The sequence below is a fragment of the Streptomyces sp. NPDC029292 genome (assembly GCF_055569295.1).
Map to the genome: position 1 here is coordinate 312,752 of NZ_JBVHXR010000003.1, position 17,235 is coordinate 329,986.

Genomic DNA, 17,235 nt, shown 5'->3' on the forward strand with positions numbered 1-17,235 from the left:
GGAGCGATCACCGTGACGCCTGAATCCCACTCCCCGACCGGTACGGACGACCCCACGCTCGGCCCGCCGCCCGGCTGCCCCGCCCACGGCCTCGGTCCCGGCGGGCTGCGCCGGCTGTACGGCCCCGAGGCGGAGGACCTGGAAGCCCTGTACGAGAAACTCCGCGCCGAACACGGCGCCGTCGCCCCCGTGCTGCTCCACAACGACGTGCCGATCTGGATGGTGCTCGGTCACGGCGAGAACCTGCACATGGTGAGCACCCCCTCGCACTACGCGCGCGACAGCCGCCTGTGGACCGCCGTCCAGGACGGCACGGCGGGCCCCGACCACCCGCTCGCGCCGCACATCGCCTGGCAGCCCATCTGCGCCCACGCCGAGGGCGACGAGCACCTGCGGCTGCGCGGCGCGGTCACCGGCGCCATGACGACCATCGACCACCGCAGCCTGCGCCGGTACATCAACCGCTCGACACAGCGTCTCGTCAACGAGTTCTGCGAGCTGGGCACGGCCGACCTGGTCGGACAGTTCGCCGAGCACCTTCCGATGGCCGTGCTGTGCGAGATCTTCGGCATGCCCGAGGACGCCAACGACCGTATGGTGCAGGCCGCCCGCGACCTGCTCAAGGGCACCGAGACCGCGATCGCCAGCAATGAGTACGTCATGAGCGTGCTGATCCAGCTCACCGCCCGCCGCCGCGCCCAGCCCGAGGAGGACTTCACCAGTCACCTCATCAACCACCCGGCCCGGCTCACCGACGACGAGGTCGCCCAGCACCTGCGGCTCGTGCTGCTCGCCGCGTACGAGGCCACGGCCAACCTCATCGCCAACGTGCTGCGCATGGTGCTCACCGACCCGCGCTTCCGCGCCCAGCTGAACGGCGGCCAGATGACGGTGCCGGAGGCGGTCGAGCAGTCCCTCTGGGACGAACCGCCGTTCAGCGCCGTCCTCGGCTACTTCGCCAAGCAGGACACGGAGTTGGGCGGACACCGCATCCGCCGGGGTGACGGACTGCTCCTCGGAATCGCCCCGGGCAACGTCGACCCGCGGGTACGCCCCGACCTCGCCGCCAACATGCAGGGCAACCGCTCCCACCTCGCCTTCGGCGGCGGTCCCCACGAGTGCCCCGGCCAGGACATCGGCCGTGCCATCGCCGACACCGGTGTCGACGCGCTGCTGATGCGGCTGCCGGACGTCCAACTCGACTGCGAGGAAAACGAGTTGCGCTGGCGTGCGTCGATGTCCTCGCGTCACCTGGTGGAACTGCCGGTACGGTTCGCGCCGAAGCCCCCGCAGGACATCCTGCAGCGGCCCGCCGTCCACGCGGTGCCGCGCCAGCGGCCGAACTGGCAGGTCACGACGGAGAATCCGCAGCCGACCGCGCCCGCTCCGCAGCCGGTGGCTCCCCAGCCCGCGCCGACACCGGAGCCCGCCCACCGGCTCGGCGCCTGGCAACGCTTCCTGCGCTGGTGGCGCGGCTACTGAGCCGAATCCTCACGCGAGGCCCACTGGCCGTGGCCCGCCCACGCGTCGTACGACGTCCAGGCCTGGAGCCCTCGCCCGCTGACGAACCGGTGCGCGTGCCCCGTGACCGGATCGGTGAACTCCAGCACCCGCGCCAGCAGTTGGAGCGGACGCCGGAAATCACCGGCCGGCACGGGGCCGGTCACCACCGGGTAGAGCGGATCGCCGAGCAGGGGAACGCCCAACGCGCTCATGTGGACCCGGAGTTGATGGGTCTGCCCGGTGCTGGGCGTCAGCCGATAACGCCCGAGGCCGTCGTGGTGGTCGCGCAACTCGACGCGGCTGACCGCGTTCGGCTCGCCCGCCACTTCCCGGGCGGCCATGACCCCGCGCTCCTTAAGGATCCGGCTGCGGACGGTACGCGGCAGGTCCAGCTCCGCGTCGTACGCGGCCACGGCCTCGTACTCCTTGCCGACCAGCTTGTCGCGGAACAGCGACTGGTACGCGCCGCGCTCCTCGGGCCGCACGGTGAACAGCACAAGACCTGCCGTGAGCCGGTCGAGGCGGTGCGCGGCGCCGAGCGCCGGGATGCCGAGCTCTCGCCGCAGCCGGGCGAGGGCGGTCTCGGTGACATGGCTGCCGCGCGGGGTGGTGGCGAGGAAGTGCGGCTTGTCGGCCACGACGATGTGCTCGTCGCGGTACACCACGTCGAGCGCGAACGGCACCCGCTCCTCGTCGGGCAGCTCGCGGTGGAACCACACGAACATCCCCGGCTCGTACGCCGTGTCGTGCGCCACGGGCCGCCCGTCCTCGCCGACGATCAGCCCGTCGCCCAGCATCCCGTCGATCACCCCGGTCCCCGCCGCGAGCCGCTCCACCAGATGCTCCCGCACGGTGGACCAGCCCCCGCCCTGCGGCAGCTTGATGCGCACGGGGTCGACACCGTCGCGCTGCGGCAGGGGGGAGGGCGGGATCCGGGGCTTGCGTCTCACCTGATCAAGCGTACGAGGCCGGGACCACCTCAGGCGTACGAGGCCGGGACCACCTCAGGCGTACGAGGCCGGGACCACCTCGGGCGCCTGCGTCATCGCCGTACGCGCCTTGTACGCCCGGTACGCCACACCGGCGGCCAGCGTCACACCCAGGAACAGCACCGTGAACCACTGGAAGTACCAGTGCCCGCCCGTCGGGTCGTACACCGCCGCGCGGGGCCACGCCAGGTTGACGGTCATGAAGAGGCCGTAGACGAGGGCGATCGCGTTGACGGGGACGCCCCAGCGGCCGAGGGAGAAGAGCGGCGCGCCCGTCTCGTCGGTGCCGTCGGCGGTGAACTCTCCGCGCAGGCGGCGCACCAGCATCGGTCCGGTCACCATCGCGTACGCCAGGTACAGCATCACGATGCAGGTGGTGCCGATGGCCAGAAAGGCGTCCGGGGAGGCGAAGTTGAGGAGCAGCAGGGCGGCGGCGAGGATGCCGACGACCAGGGCGGGGGCGCTCGGCATGCCGGTGCGCGGGTTGACCTTCGCGAGGCGGCCGGAGAAGGGGAGCTGGTTGTCGCGGGCCATCGAGAAGAGCATCCGGCAGGCGGCCGTCTGGATCGCCAGGGTCGCCACCGCGATGGCCACCACCACGTCGGCGAGCAGCACGCGGCCGACCCCGTCGCCGAGGCTGCTGGTCAGCACATAGCTCAGACCGTCGACGCCCAGATGTCCGTCCGTGAGGCTGGGCGCGGCGAGCAGACCGCCGAGGACGATCAGACCGCCGAGCAGGCCCGCCGCGCCGAGCGCGGTGAGGATAGTACGGGGCGCGGTGCGGCGCGGGTTGTGGGTCTCCTCGCTCATCTCGCCCGCGCTGTCGAAGCCGATCATCACGTACGCCGCCATGAACGAACCCACCATCAGCGCCCCGAAGAGGCCGGTGCTGCCCTCGCCGGTGTGGAAGGTGATGCCGGGGGAGCGCTCGGAGTGGGTCAGCAGGAGCACGATGATCAGGACGGCGCCGATGATCTCGGCGGTCACACCGATCCGGTTGATCACGGACATCACGCGGTTGTCGACGACGTTCACCAGCGTGGTCAGCACCAGCAGGATCACGCCTAGGACGGCCGCGTTGGCCGCTCCGTCGGCGCTGGTGGGTGCCGGATCGGTGCCCACCAGCTGGAAGCCGGACCAGATCGCCGGCAGCACCATCTGCAGCGCGAGCGCCGCCGCCGCGACCACCACGATCTGCCCGATCACCATGATCCAGCCGGCGAACCAGCCGAAGGAGAGGTTCGACAGGCGCGAGGACCACTGGTAGATCGCGCCGGAGATCGGGTAGCGCGCGGCCAGCTCCGCGAAGCACGCGGCGACCATCAACTGGCCCACCAGCACGGCCGGCCAGGTCCAGAAGAAGACCGGGCCGCCGAACGCGAACCCGAAGGCGAAGAACTGGAAGACGGTCGTCAGTACGGAGATGAAGGAGAATCCGGCGGCGAACGAGGCGTACCGGCCAAGGCTGCGATGCAGCTCCTGGCGGTAGCCGAACTCGGCCAGGGAGCCGTCGCCGGGGGACTCCGGCGGGTCGGGGCGTACGTCGGAGGGGGCGGTGGTGGTCACGGCGGCACCTGCCTTCGGCGCGGAAGGGAAGCGGAATTCCTGTCGGGTGACAGAAATTAGGGAGAGCCTGTTTCGCCCGCGTGACGCGGCCATGTCCGGGTCGCGCCGAAGTCCTCACGCCCTTGCGGCCCGCCCTGAATCGCGATACATCGTGAGTGTTGACGCTCGCTTCCGAGACGCGATATGTTCGTCTACGGATATTCGGAGGCGAGGTGGGGTCATCATGGCGACGAAACGCCGGAAGCTCAGCAATCCGCTGGCACTCGCGGTCATGGTGCTGCTCACCGAGAAACCGATGCATCCGTACGAGATCGCCCAGACCCTGCGCCGACGCGGCAAGGACACCAGTCTGAAGATCAACTTCGGCTCGCTCTACACGGTCGTGCAGAACCTGGAGAAGCACGGTTTCGTCGAGGTCGCCGAGGTGCAGCGGCAGGGCAACCGGCCCGAGCGCACGCTCTACGGCATCACGGACGCCGGGCGCGAAGAGGCCATGGAGTGGCTGTCGGACCTGCTCGCCGTCCCGGCGCAGGAGTACCCGATCTTCGAAGCCGCGCTCTCGCTGATGGGCGTGCTCCACCCCGATGAGGTGGCGCGCCTGCTGGGGGAGCGGCTCAACATGCTGGAGGTGCAGGCCGCGAGCCTGCGCGGCGGCCTGGAGAAGCTCTACGAGACGCTGCCCCGGCTCTTCCTGATCGAGTCCGAGTACAAGCTGCACATGATCGAGGCGGAGGCCGCCTGGGTCCGCGCCTTCCTCGTGGAGGTCAGGGAGGGCACGTTTCCGGGCGTCAAGGAGTGGCGGACCTTCAATGAGACGGGGGAGGTCCCCGAGGAGTTCCGGAATCTGGAAGGCGGCGACGTCGACAGACGCTAGCCGAAGCGAAAAAGACCCCGGCAGGGCTGTTGGAGCAGCCCCGCCAGGGTCTCGAACCCCGAACTGAATCCGCCGTGAGGCAGCTCCAGGCGATCGAGGTGCGGCACACCCAGGATAGCCCGGCGCTCTTCACGCGGATCAGCAGTCATCCGCTGCACAGCGGATCCGTTGTCATCCGTTCACACAGGAGAGCAGTCGTCATGAATACCCGTGCGCCCGCGGTCGAGGCGCGTCAGCTGATCAAGACCTATCCCGGTGATGTGACCGCGCTCAGCGGCATGGACGTCACCGTCGAGACCGGCACCGTCTTCGGGTTGCTGGGCCCGAACGGCGCCGGCAAGTCCACCACCGTCAAGATCCTCACCACCCTGGCCCGCCCCGACTCGGGCACCGCCACCGTCGCGGGCCACGATGTGCTGCGCCACCCCGACCGGGTGCGCCGCGCGATCGGCGTGGTCGCCCAGAGCTCGGGCGCCGACCCGGTGGCGACAGGCCGGGAGAACCTCCAACTCCAAGGCAGGCTCTACGGGTTGAAGGGCGCCGAGCTGGCACGTCGGGTGGACGAGCTCCTTGAGCGTTTCAAGCTCGCCGACGCCGCGAAGCGCCCGGTCAAGGGCTACTCGGGGGGCATGCGACGGCGTCTGGACGTGGCACTCGGCCTGGTCCACCGGCCCGAGGTGCTCTTCCTGGACGAGCCCACCACCGGTCTCGACCCCGAGGCGCGCACCGCGATGTGGGACGAGATCGCCCGCCTCGCCGGCGACGAGGGCCTGACCATCCTGCTCACCACCCACTACCTCGAAGAGGCCGACCGGCTCGCCGAGCGCATCGCGATCGTCGACCGCGGCCATGTCGTCGTCGAGGGCACGCCGAACGCGCTGAAGGGCGAACTCCGAGGCGACGCCGTCCACTTGGAGCTGCGGGAAGCGGTCGGCGAAGCCGGCCGTACGCTGCTCAACGGCGCCCTCACCGGGTTGCCCGGTGTGCACGAGGCGCTGTTCGAAGGCCGCCGCATCAGCGTCCGCGCCGACGACGGGGCCGCCGCGATGCCCGTGCTGCTCGGGGCGCTCGAGCGCGCCGGGGTCGCGGTCGCGGCCGCGACCGTCGCCCGTCCCTCGCTCGACGACGTCTATCTCCGCTACGCGGGCCGCCGTTACTCCGAGGCCGAGGCCGAGGCCGAAGCGGAAGGCGCCGAGGCGCTCGCCCTCGCGGGAGGTGTGCGATGAGCACCGCCGTCTCCCAGACCTGGTACATGACGCAGCGTCAACTCATGGTGTTCGTACGGCAGCCGGCGTACCTGCTGATCACGCTGATCCAGCCGGTGGTCTGGCTGTTCCTGTTCGGCAACCTGTTCAAGAAGGTCGTCGAACTCGGCGGCTTCGGCACCACCTCGTATCTGGACTACCTCGTCCCCGGCGTGGTCGTGATGAGCGCGCTCAGCTCCAACATGTGGGCGGGCATGAGCACGCTCGACGAGATCCAGCGCGGCACCCTCAACCGGTTCCTGACCACGCCGGTCAGCCGGGCGGCCCTGATGAACGGCAATGTCGTCAACAACGGCCTGGTCACCGCGTTGCAGTCGGTCATCATCGTGCTGCTCGGACTGCTCGGCGGCGCCGACTACCCGGGCGGGATCGGTGGCGTCGCGATCCTGATCGTCGCCTCGGTGCTGCTCGGCACCATCTTCGGGGCGCTGTCCAACGCGCTGGGCATGCTGGTCCAGGAGCGGGAGTCGATCATCGGCATCAACACCTTCCTGCTGCTGCCGCTGACCTTCCTCTCCTCGGCCTTCATGGCCCCGTCCCAGATGCCCGGCTGGATGCGGCACATCGCCGACTTCAACCCGCTCAACTGGGCGATGGTCGCGGGCCGTTCGGCGCTGTCCGAGCACCCCGACCGGGGTGACGTGCTCAGCCGGGGCGGGGCGCTGCTCGCGCTCGCGGTGGCGGCGGTGTGGCTGTCGATCCGCACGTTCCGGTCCTACCAGCGGTCGGTGTAGCCGGCGGAAACGGCCAGCGGCTCACCCGGAGAACGCCAGGAGGCGGCCCGCGCAACGCGCGGCCGCCTCCCTGTGCTTGCGTGCGTCCGCCTCGGGCGGACGGTGCTTGCGTGAGCCCGCCCTGGGGCGGACCGTGCTCGCCTGAGCCCGCCTCAGACGGACGCCTCCTGCTCCGCCTCCACCTGCGCGTTCCACTCCCGCTTCGACGCCTGCCAGCCGTCCTCGTTGTGCCCGAGCCGCCAGTAGCCGGAGATCGACAGGTCCTCGCGCGCAATCTCACGTTCGACCCGCAGCAGCTTGCGCAGTTCCTTCACGAAGCCCGCCTCGCCGTGTACGAAGGCGTGCACCCGGCCCTCGGGGAACTCGAGGGCGCGAACGGCCTCCACCAGGGCCTCGCCGACGGGCCGGTCGCCGCGGTGCAGCCAGACGACGTCCACGTCGGAGGCGATCTTCTGCTCCTCGTCGGGGCCCGAGACCTCCACGAAGGCGTGCGCCACGGCGTCGTCCGGCAGCGCCTCCAGGGCGGCGGCGATCGCGGGCAGCGCGCTCTCGTCACCGGCCAGCAGATGCCAGTCAGCGCTCGCGTCGGGGGCGTATCCGCCGCCGGGGCCCATGAACCGTACGACCTCGCCCGGTTGGACGCGGGTGGCCCACGGCCCGGCCAGGCCCTCGTCGCCGTGCACCACGAAGTCGAGCGTCAGCTCGCGCTGTTCGGCGTCCCAGGCGCGCACGGTGTACGTCCGGGTCACGGGCCACTGCTCGCGCGGGAACTCCTCGCGGATGCGCTGCATGTCGAAGGGCTCGGGGTAGGTGACACCCTCGGCGCCGAACAACAGCTTCACATAGTGGTCGGTACTGCTGCCCGCGGTGAACTCGGCCAGTCCGTCGCCGCCCAGCACGACTCGCTGCATGTGCGGGCTCAGCCGCTCGGTCCGCACCACCCGCGCGGAGTGGGGCTTCCGGGGCTTGCGTGCCGGGCGCTCTGCCATGACGGCCTCCTGGTTCGCGTGCTTAGGCTTACCTAAGTTAGCACCCTTCCCTTGGTAACACCTATGTCTGAACGGTCGAATGGCACCACCTATGCCTGCAGAGTCGAGAGCACCCTGTGCAACGAGCCGCCCAGGCCCCACCGGGCGGCGAGTGCTTCCAGCGCGGCCGGGTCGCGCGGCGCGTGCGGCACCGCCGTGTCGACGTCCGGCAGGGGAACGTCATCGGCGACCTTGACGACCTTGGGCGCCACGGCGATGTACGGCCGTGCCTCGTCGAGTCGCTTGCGCTGCGTCGGGGTCAGCTTGGCGGCCGGATCGTCGACCGCGGACATGATCCCGGCCAGGTCGCCGAACTCGGCGAGCAGCTTGGCGGCGGTCTTCTCACCGATGCCGGGGACGCCGGGCAGTCCGTCGCTCGGGTCGCCGCGCAGCAGCGCCAGATCCGCGTACCCCGGACCGTCGACGCCGTACTTCTCGCGCAGCCACGCCTCGTCGGTGAGTTGCAGCATGCCGACACCCTTGAGGGGATAGAGGACGCGCACCCCCCGCTTGTCGTCGACCAGTTGGTAGAGGTCGCGGTCGCCGGTGACGATGTCGACCGGGCCGGCGGCGCGCCCGGTGAAGGTGCCGATCACGTCGTCCGCCTCGTACCCCTCGACCCCCACGCGGGCGATACCGAGCGCGTCGAGGACGTCCTCGATGACCGGCACCTGCGGCGACAGCGTGTCCGGCACCTCCTCCTCGTCCGGGCCGGTCTCGGTCTCCACGGCGACGCGGTGCGCCTTGTACGACGGGATCAGGTCGACCCGCCACTGCGGGCGCCAGTCCGCGTCCATGCAGGCCACCAGGTCGTCGGGGCGGTGGTCCTTGACCAGGCGGTCGATGAATTCCAGCAGCCCGCGCACGGCGTTCACAGGTGTGCCGTCCGGGGCCTTCACGGAATCCGGCATGCCGAAATAGGCGCGGAAATACAGCGAGGCGGTGTCGAGGAGCATCAGGCGTCGGGTCACGTTTCGCATCATGCCGTACGCCACTGACAGTCACGTTCTCGTACGCCGCCGACCACCATGACGCCACTGACAGTGACCTTCTCGTACGTCACCGCCGACCACGTCAGCCACCGACAGTGACCTCGGCCACTCCTGTGTTTGCTCCGCGTAAGCGGGGGCAGGCGCGGCATCGGGGCGAGCCCGGTTGCGTTTTCAACCGTTCGCACCGGTCCCAGCGTCCACCGAGAGGCCACACGTGTCAGCCAGGCTTGAAGCGGAGCATCTGTACAAGGTGTTCGGAAGACGACCAGAAGAGGCGGTCGAGCGGCTCCGGCAGGGAGCCGACCGTGAGGAACTGCGCGCCGACGGCACCACCGCCGCGGTGATCGACGCCTCCTTCACGGTGGAGCCGGGCCAGATCTTCGTCGTCATGGGCCTGTCCGGATCCGGCAAGTCCACGCTGCTGCGCATGCTCAACGGACTCCTGGAGCCGACCGCGGGACAGGTGCGCTTCGACGGCCAGGACCTGACCGCGCTCAGCGCCCGTGAACTGCGCGAGGTCCGCTCGAAGAAGATCAGCATGGTCTTCCAGCACTTCGCGCTCTTCCCGCACCGCAGCGTCCTGGAGAACGCCGCGTACGGCCTGGAAGTCCAGAGCGTACCGAGCGCCGAACGCAAGGAACGCGCCACCAAGGCCCTCGAACTGGCCGGGCTCGCGGGCTGGGAGAAGTCCTGGCCCGACGAACTGTCCGGCGGAATGCAGCAGCGCGTGGGCCTCGCCCGCGCGCTTGCCACCGACGCCGACCTGCTGCTGATGGACGAGTCCTTCAGCGCGCTCGACCCGCTGATCCGCCGTGACATGCAGGACCAGCTGATCGAGCTCCAGAAGAAGCTCAAGAAGACGATCGTCTTCATCACGCACGACCTCAACGAGGCGATGCGCCTGGGCGACCGGATCGCCGTCATGCGCGACGGCCGCATCGTGCAGATCGGCAGTGCCGAGGACATCCTGGTCCGCCCGGCCGACGACTACGTCGCCTCCTTCACCCAGGACGTCGACCGCTCCCGCGTACTGACCACCGGCGCGGTCATGGACACGGACGTACGCGGCGACGAGGCGGACTGCGCCTGCGAGACCGCCGCGCCCGACACCTCCTTCGTGGACCTCTGCGCGATCAGCGCCCGTCTGTCGCACCCGGTCGCGGTGCTCGACAAGACCCGGAAGCTCGTCGGAGTCGTCCCGCGGCAGCGGCTCGTCGGCTTCCTCGGCGACGAGCAGGGCACGCCCGAACGCTGCGCCAGCCCGCGCGACCAGCGCGACAAGGCGGTGAAGGCCGGTGCCTAGGATTCCGTTCGGCGACTGGGTCAATGACGCGGTCGACTGGCTGCTGAACCACATGTCGTGGCTCTTCGACTTCTTCAAGACCGTCTTCCAGGGCACCTTCGACGGCATCGACTCCGTCCTCCAGGCCCCCGAGCCGCTCCTCCTCGCGGGTATCTTCGCGGTGATCGCGTTCTGGCTGCGCGGCACCTCGGCCGGTGTCCTCACCTTCGTGGGATTCGCCTTCATCGACTCCCTCGAACTGTGGGAGGACGCGATGGTGACCCTGTCGCTCGTCCTCGTGGCGACGCTCATCGCGCTCGTCGTCTCCGTACCCGTGGGTATCTGGGCGGCGCGCTCCGACCGGGTCAGCAGCATCGTCCGCCCGGTGCTCGACTTCATGCAGACGCTGCCCGCGATGATCTACCTCATCCCGGCCATCCTGTTCTTCGGCACCGGCGCCCCCGCGGGCATCGTCGCCACCCTGATCTTCGCGCTGGCCCCCGGCGTCCGGATGACGGAGCTGGGCATCCGCCAGGTCGACAAGGAACTGGTCGAAGCGGCCGACGCGTTCGGCACCACACCGCGCAGCACCCTGCTGCGCATCCAGCTGCCGCTGGCCCTGCCCACCGTCATGGCGGGCGTCAACCAGGTCATCATGCTGGGCCTGTCCATGGCCGCCATCGCGGGCATGGTCGGCACCGGCGGCCTCGGCGGCGACGTGAACGAGGCGATCGGCCAGCTGAACGTCGGCCTGGGCTCCGAGGCCGGTGTCGCCATCGTCATCCTGGCGATCTACCTGGACCGCATGACCAGCGCCCTGGGCACCCAGGTCTCGCCGCTGGGCCGCCGCGCCGCCGCCAAGCTGCGGGCCGCGCAGGGCCTGAAGATCTGGTCCTACCGCCCCCGGCCCGCCGTGGCGATGGCGGGCGTCGTCGTGCTCGCACTGGTCGCGGGCGGCATGGGCATCTTCGGCGGTACGACCTCCACGTCCACCGCGGCCGACGGCGAGAACGTCGGCCAGGGCAAGAAGGTCACCATCGGCTACATCCCGTGGGACGAGGGCGTCGCCTCCACCTTCCTCTGGAAGGAGATCCTGGAGCAGCGCGGCTTCGAGGTCGACACCAAGCAGTTCGACGCGGGCCCGCTGTACACCTCCCTCGCCCAGGGCGACATCGACTTCCAGACGGACTCCTGGCTGCCGACCACGCATGAGCAGTACTGGAAGAAGTACGGCAAGCAGCTCGACGACCTGGGCTCCTGGTACGGCCCGACCTCGCTGGAACTGAGCGTGCCCGCGTACATGAAGGGCATCGATTCCCTGGCGGACCTCAAGGGCCAGGCGTCCAAGTTCGGCGGCAAGATCACCGGCATCGAGTCCAGCGCCGGAATGATGGGTCTGCTCAAGAGCAAGGTGCTGAAGGAGTACGGGCTCGACAAGGAGTACAAGGTCGTCGACAGCTCCACGCCCGCCATGCTGGCCGAGCTGAAGCGCGCGTACGCCAAGCAGGAGCCCGTCGTCGTCACCCTCTGGTCGCCGCACTGGGCGTACAGCGAGTACAAGCTGAAGAAGCTCAAGGACCCGAAGGGCGCCTGGGGCAAGGGCGACGGAGTGCACACGCTGTCCCGTAAGGGCTTCGCCCAGGACAACCCGGTCGTCGGCCAGTGGCTCAAGAACTTCAAGATGACCGAGACACAGCTCACCAGCCTGGAAGCCGAGATCAACAAGGCGGGCAAGGGCAAGCAGCAGGACGCCGTGCGCGCCTGGCTGAAGAAGAACCCCGGCGTCGTCGACAAGCTGGCCCCGGTCAAGAGCACTGCCGCCAGTGCCGAGGCCAAGCGTTCGCTGGACGTCGCCTGGTTCCCCTGGGACGAGGACGTCGCCGTCACCTACCTGTGGAAGAACGTCCTGGCCCGGCGCGGCTACACGCTGAACCTCAAGCAGATGGACGTCGGCCCCGTCTACACGGGCCTGGCCTCCGGTGACCTCGACCTCAACTTCGACGCGTGGCTGCCGTACGCCCAGTCCAACTACTGGGACCAGCACAAGGACGACCTGAGAGACCTCGGCACCTGGTACCAGCCGACCTCCCTGGAGATCGCCGTGCCCTCGTACGTGAAGGACGTCAAGTCCCTCGCGGACCTCAAGGGCAAGGGCGGCACCTTCGACGGGAAGATCATCGGCATCGAGCCGGGCACCGGCGAGATGAATCTCCTCAAGAAGAAGGTGCTGCCGGGCTACGGCCTGGACAAGGAGTACAAGGTCGTCGACGGCTCCACGCCCGCGATGCTCGCCGAGCTGAAGCGCGCGTACGCCAAGAAGGAGCCGGTCGCCGTCGTTCTGTGGTCCCCGCACTGGGCCTACAGCGAGTACAAGCTCACCAAGCTCGCGGACGACAAGAAGCTGTTCGGCGAGGGCAACACGATCCGGACCATCTCCAGCGCGAAGTTCCCCGAGCAGTACCCGCAGCTCACCAAGTGGATCAAGAACTTCAAGATGAGCGAGGACGAACTCGGCAGTCTGGAGAGCGAGATCAAGCAGCGCGGTCAGGGGCATGAGGAGGACGCCGTGGCCGCGTGGCTGAAGGAGCACCCGGACATGGTGGAGCGGATGACTCCGCAGTAGCGGTTCGTAGGCCGTTCACTCGGTCGCCGAGGGGTGTGCTTCGCCGCACGGATTCCGTGTGTGGCGAAGCACACCCCTCGCGGGATTTCCGGGGCGCGCGACTCGTCCCTACGCTCGGCTCTTCTCTTGCGCTCGCTCCTGTGAGACCTCCGTGCGACCCCTGTTCCGGCTCGGCCCCCTGTTCGTGGCGGTGCTGCTGACCGCCGCGCTGCCGGACGCGAGTGCGGAACCCGCGTCCCTGGCGACGGCCCGCCTCGCGGAACTCGCCTCGGACGTGCGCGACGCCGACGGCTACGCGTACGGCCCGCGGGACGGCTCCGGACGCACCGTGGACGCCGCGCGGATCACCCAGGCGCCGGACGGCACGTATCTCGCCGTCCACCACACGATGCTCGGCGGCGGCCGCTTCCACGCGGCCCTCGCCACCTCCGCGGATCCGCGCACCTGGACCCGGCGCCACGACTTCGGCGCGGGCACCAGCCGGCCCGCGCTCGCCGCCGACGACACCGGTAGCTACGTACTGGCGTACGAGAAGGATCCGGAGAACCACATCGAACTCACCGGCCACTACCGGGCGCGGTGCGACACCGACCGCCAACTCCGGGCCGCACTCAAGGACTTCACGACCTGGCACGCCGAGCCCGACCAGCGCCTGGACGGGCGCTGGAGTCCTGGGGGACCGCCGGAAACATCGGTGACCGCGCGCTCCTCGAACTCGGGGGAAAGCGGCTGGTGTTGACAGAGGGGCAGCGGTGGCCGGAGGGCATCGGAAGCCGGCGGACGTACGCCTACGATCCGGCGACCGGGCGGGCCGACCGGCTGCCCCTGCGCACCCACGGCGGCAGCCGGGCCTTCGCCAACCCCTCGGCGACCCTGCTCACCGACCCGGACGGGCGTCCGGCCCTGCTGGTCAGCCTTTTCGTCGCGCGCGAGGGGGCGGCGCCGGGGGAGACGGGGCAGCTCCTCCAGTGGCGAGAACTATGACCCTCGCCCTCCTTCGATGTGACAGCGATGTGACGGGTGCATGAAACGGTTTGCCGAACATGCGTAGGGTGCAAACAACTCTTCAGAAGTAGTGGTCCGAGAAGTGGCGGACCGAAGCCCTGGAAGTACTGGACCGACGACGCAAGGGAGGGAGCCGGAGCGATGGGCGACCACAAAGAACAGCCCCTTCGGGTGGGCGCCGCCGTCCGGCGGCGGCGCCGGGCACTGGAGCTCACCCTCGCCGTCGTGGCCGAGCGCAGCGGCCTGTCGGTCCCCTTTCTCAGCCAGGTCGAGAACGAGCGGGCCCGGCCCAGCAAGAGCTCCCTGGAGAGAGTCGCCGACGCCCTCGGCACCACTGCCGTCGAGCTGCTCGCCGCGGCCGACCCGGCGTGCAGCGTCGACGTCGTGCGCGCCGACGGCGCCGAATTCGCTCCCGAAGCCCACGTGCGCCCCCTGGTGCGCGGTCACCACCAGTTGCACGCCACGGAGTTCACCGGCGACCACGAAGAAGGCCGCGAACTCCAGCACCGCAACGACAAGTTGATGTACGTCGCCGACGGCGCCGTCGAGGTCGAGGCGGAGGGCCGCGCCCACCGGCTCGGGCGCGGCGACACGCTCTATCTGACGGGCGGCGTGCGGCACCGGTGGCGGGCGACCGTCCCGGACACCCGCGTGGTCGTCGTCGAGGTCGCCGACCACATCGACGCGGTGGAGGACCGGAACGGCTTCGGCAAGCGCTGACGTGCACGCCGGGAAGCGCTGACCGTTCCCCGGTGATCGGCGCACCTTCGGGTGGCGCTGCGATACTGACGCCATGCCCGGCACCTCCGGTTACGCCCCCGACGACACACCGCGTGCCCTGCCGCGTGTCGTGTCGCTCGTGCCCTCGCTGACGGAGGCCGTGGCCGTCTCCGTACCCGGCGCCCTGGTCGGCGCGACCGACTGGTGCAGCCATCCCGCGGACCTCGACGTCGTACGGATCGGGGGCACCAAGAACCCCGAGATCGACAGGATCGTGCGGCTCGCCCCCGACCTCGTCGTCGCCAACGAGGAGGAGAACCGCGAGCCCGACCTGGCCGCTTTGCGGGAGGCGGGAGTCGAGGTCCTGGTGACCGAGGTGCGCGACGTGCCGGGGGCCTTCCGCGAGCTGGAGCGGGTGCTGAGCGCGTGCGGGGCGGCGGTTCGCCCGAGGTGGCTGGACGAGGCGGAGGCGGCGTGGCAGCGGCTGCCGGTTCCGGACCGCCGTACGACCGCGATCGTGCCCGTCTGGCGGCGCCCCTGGATGGTCGTCGGCCGGGACACCTTCGCCGGGGACGTGCTGGCGCGGCTCGGCGTGGACAACGTGTACGCGCACCACGAGGACCGCTATCCCCGCATCCCTCTCCCCGAGCTCCTGGCGGCGGCTCCGGAGCTCGTGGTGCTGCCCGACGAGCCCTACCGCTTCACGGCCGACGACGGGCCCGAGGCCTTCGACGGCGTGCCCTGCGCGCTCGTCGACGGACGCCGACTCACCTGGTACGGGCCGTCGTTGGCCGGGGCGCCAGGTGTGCTCGGTGAGGCGCTGCGACAAGCTGCCTGCCGGGCAACGTGACGTCAACTTCTCCCATACGCGGATACACGCACTCTCGGCGGGCAGGCCATGACCACGCTGAAGTGGTGGCGCCAATCGAGGGAACTCCGCTGCAGCCCACACCGCATCACCGACATGGTGAAGGCCGTCCACCTCGCCACCTCTGGCTGATGACATCCCGCGGCAGCCACCAAGATCCTCATTCCGGCCTCGGTGGTCCCAGCCCGAAGGCGAACGCAAGGCGGAGGAGGCACCGGACGTGCAACTGTTCGGGATCGGCAAGAGTCTAGGGATCGAAGGGCTGTTCTCCTGGAAAACACCGTCCGTTTGCCCGCGTTCCAACAGAGGTTCTCTCCATGCCGATGCCCCCGCACAACCGTCGCGCCTCCCGTGCCGCTGTTGCCGCCCTCGGCGCTGCAGGCCTGATCGCGCTGGCCGCGGCTCCCGCCGCCTTCGCCGATGAAACCGGACCCGAATTGGTCATTGGAGGCATCGAGCCGATCGTCGGGGTGAAACCGGGGAGCACCTTCGATCTGCCGGTCACGGTGGCGAACAAGGGCACCGGAGCTGCCGAGAAGGTGTGGGTCACCTACTCCGTCACCCGGGGACTCGACCTCGCGGAGGTTCCCTCCAACTGCCGAACACAGCAGGTCCGGTCCTACGACGAGATGCCCGAGAGGTGGACCGCGGTGTGCGCGTTCGACCAGGCGGTGGAGCCGGGCGTCGTCTACACGCCCGAGAGGCCTTTCCGTGTCAAGGCACTGGACCGCGCGCTCAACGACGAGCTGCGCCTGCGTGTCGGGGACGACGATCCGGGGGCGGACGACAACGGCACTCCGCCGGTGGTGGGAACCGCACCGGCGGTGAAACTGGTCGAGGGACAGGCCGGGGGCGAGGGGTCCGCGCGAGTCGTCGATGTGCCCGTCACCTCCGTGAACACGGCCGACTACCAGGTGACGGGTGCCGCGTTGAAGGGGAGCGTCGGTGAAACGGTGACGATGAAGGTGGAGTTCACCAACGCCGGGCCCGCCTGGGTCATGGCCAAGGTGGAGGACCGGTCCGCCAGGGTCATGATCACGCCTCCTGCCGGAACGTCGGTCGTCAAGACTCCCGGGTTCTGCAAGGCCAAGGGTGAGGCGTACGACTGCGGCACGAGTCAGCGGGCTCTCAACGAGGGCGGCCGAGAGACCTACAGCTTCGAGCTGAAGATCGACAAGCGGGTGGCGGACGCCAAGGGCTCGGTGGCGCTGAATACCGAGGCGCGGCCGTTCGACCCCAACAAGGCCAACGACAAGGCCAACATCACCCTGGACGTCACGGGTGGGGGGTCGACCGGCTCGACGGGCAGCTCGACCAGTGGCTCGGGCGGATCGGCCGGCGGGTCGTCGTCGACCGGCGACGACGGGACGACGGCGAAGGGCGGCAACCTGGCAGAGACCGGGTCCTCGGCGCTGCCGATCACGGGCGTTGCTGTCGCGGCGGTGGCCACGGGTGCGGGCATGCTCGTCATCGTGCGCCGCCGCCGGGCCCAGAGCCTGAGCTGACGACCGTCCGACGCGAGCGGTGGTACCAGCCCGGGCCGCTGGTCCGGGACCTCCGCGCCGCCTTGATCGGTGGCGCCTCAGGCGGTTCCCGGTTCCGAGCCGACTTGTTGAAAGGCGTGCGCGAACCGCGTTGTCGGCGACGGACTGAGTCTGTCGGCGCGGCTTGATGATCCATGTCAAGCCTCGTTCACAGTCCTTTTCTCGCTGGTACGCCCACGCAGGATCAACACTGTGAAGGGCGACCTCTTGGGCACTGCCGCGCCGTACGACCCTGGAGGAAC

At 69.7% G+C, this 17,235-nt stretch carries 15 protein-coding genes; 11 read left to right on the forward strand and 4 right to left on the reverse strand.

Going from position 1 to position 17,235, the window contains the following annotated elements; all coding sequences use genetic code 11:
* The first annotated feature begins 12 nt into the window (after positions 1-12).
* Positions 13-1,482 (forward strand): cytochrome P450, encoded by a 1,470-nt coding sequence (locus ACZ4WS_RS09625; protein WP_467978788.1) that lies wholly within the window; start codon positions 13-15, stop codon positions 1,480-1,482.
* On the opposite strand, the gene ACZ4WS_RS09630 is transcribed toward ACZ4WS_RS09625, so the two are convergent.
* Both ACZ4WS_RS09630 and ACZ4WS_RS09635 read right to left on the reverse strand, forming a co-directional pair.
* Positions 1,476-2,453 carry an RluA family pseudouridine synthase gene (locus ACZ4WS_RS09630; RefSeq protein WP_467978791.1) on the reverse strand — a complete coding sequence of 326 codons (978 nt, stop codon included), beginning with the start codon at positions 2,451-2,453 and terminating at the stop codon, positions 1,476-1,478. The two genes, ACZ4WS_RS09625 and ACZ4WS_RS09630, sit on opposite strands and share 7 nt — an antisense overlap.
* Before the next feature lie 54 nt (positions 2,454-2,507).
* Positions 2,508-4,058, reverse strand: a complete 1,551-nt coding sequence (locus ACZ4WS_RS09635; protein WP_467978792.1) for an amino acid permease — start codon at positions 4,056-4,058, stop codon at positions 2,508-2,510.
* A gap of 223 nt (positions 4,059-4,281) precedes the next feature.
* Here ACZ4WS_RS09635 and ACZ4WS_RS09640 point away from each other — a divergent pair, with 223 nt between their 5' ends.
* The 3 genes from ACZ4WS_RS09640 (at position 4,282) to ACZ4WS_RS09650 (ending at position 6,931) form a co-directional block, all read left to right on the forward strand.
* A complete protein-coding gene (locus tag ACZ4WS_RS09640) occupies positions 4,282-4,932 on the forward strand; it encodes a PadR family transcriptional regulator (RefSeq protein WP_467978794.1) in 651 nt (216 codons plus the stop codon).
* 200 nt (positions 4,933-5,132) lie between these two features.
* Positions 5,133-6,158, forward strand: a complete 1,026-nt coding sequence (locus ACZ4WS_RS09645; RefSeq protein WP_467978795.1) for an ATP-binding cassette domain-containing protein — start codon at positions 5,133-5,135, stop codon at positions 6,156-6,158.
* Positions 6,155-6,931 (forward strand): ABC transporter permease, encoded by a 777-nt coding sequence (locus ACZ4WS_RS09650; protein WP_467978797.1) that lies wholly within the window; start codon positions 6,155-6,157, stop codon positions 6,929-6,931. The genes ACZ4WS_RS09645 and ACZ4WS_RS09650 overlap by 4 nt, the downstream gene beginning before the upstream one ends.
* A gap of 152 nt (positions 6,932-7,083) precedes the next feature.
* On the opposite strand, the gene ACZ4WS_RS09655 is transcribed toward ACZ4WS_RS09650, so the two are convergent.
* Positions 7,084-7,920 carry a siderophore-interacting protein gene (locus tag ACZ4WS_RS09655; protein ID WP_467978800.1) on the reverse strand — a complete coding sequence of 279 codons (837 nt, stop codon included), beginning with the start codon at positions 7,918-7,920 and terminating at the stop codon, positions 7,084-7,086.
* A gap of 89 nt (positions 7,921-8,009) precedes the next feature.
* On the reverse strand, positions 8,010-8,939 hold the full coding sequence (locus ACZ4WS_RS09660) for a 5'-3' exonuclease (protein WP_467979259.1): 930 nt from the start codon (positions 8,937-8,939) through the stop codon (positions 8,010-8,012).
* A 226-nt stretch (positions 8,940-9,165) separates the two neighbouring features.
* Between ACZ4WS_RS09660 and ACZ4WS_RS09665 the strand changes: the two genes are divergently transcribed.
* The 7 genes from ACZ4WS_RS09665 to ACZ4WS_RS09695 all read left to right on the forward strand — a co-directional run bounded on the left by ACZ4WS_RS09665 (position 9,166) and on the right by ACZ4WS_RS09695 (position 16,954).
* Positions 9,166-10,254 carry a quaternary amine ABC transporter ATP-binding protein gene (locus tag ACZ4WS_RS09665; protein ID WP_467978802.1) on the forward strand — a complete coding sequence of 363 codons (1,089 nt, stop codon included), beginning with the start codon at positions 9,166-9,168 and terminating at the stop codon, positions 10,252-10,254.
* Positions 10,247-12,856, forward strand: coding sequence for an ABC transporter permease/substrate binding protein (locus ACZ4WS_RS09670; protein WP_467978803.1), 2,610 nt, complete (start codon positions 10,247-10,249; stop codon positions 12,854-12,856). The genes ACZ4WS_RS09665 and ACZ4WS_RS09670 overlap by 8 nt, the downstream gene beginning before the upstream one ends.
* Before the next feature lie 151 nt (positions 12,857-13,007).
* Positions 13,008-13,595, forward strand: coding sequence for a hypothetical protein (locus tag ACZ4WS_RS09675; RefSeq protein WP_467978805.1), 588 nt, complete (start codon positions 13,008-13,010; stop codon positions 13,593-13,595).
* Positions 13,589-13,840 (forward strand): hypothetical protein, encoded by a 252-nt coding sequence (locus ACZ4WS_RS09680; RefSeq protein WP_467978807.1) that lies wholly within the window; start codon positions 13,589-13,591, stop codon positions 13,838-13,840. The genes ACZ4WS_RS09675 and ACZ4WS_RS09680 overlap by 7 nt, the downstream gene beginning before the upstream one ends.
* A 162-nt stretch (positions 13,841-14,002) precedes the next feature.
* A complete protein-coding gene (locus ACZ4WS_RS09685) occupies positions 14,003-14,581 on the forward strand; it encodes a helix-turn-helix domain-containing protein (protein WP_467978809.1) in 579 nt (192 codons plus the stop codon).
* 73 nt (positions 14,582-14,654) lie between these two features.
* Positions 14,655-15,431 carry a helical backbone metal receptor gene (locus ACZ4WS_RS09690; protein ID WP_467978811.1) on the forward strand — a complete coding sequence of 259 codons (777 nt, stop codon included), beginning with the start codon at positions 14,655-14,657 and terminating at the stop codon, positions 15,429-15,431.
* A 335-nt stretch (positions 15,432-15,766) separates the two neighbouring features.
* A complete protein-coding gene (locus ACZ4WS_RS09695; RefSeq protein ID WP_467978812.1) occupies positions 15,767-16,954 on the forward strand; it encodes a hypothetical protein in 1,188 nt (395 codons plus the stop codon).
* The last annotated feature ends 281 nt before the right edge of the window (positions 16,955-17,235 follow it).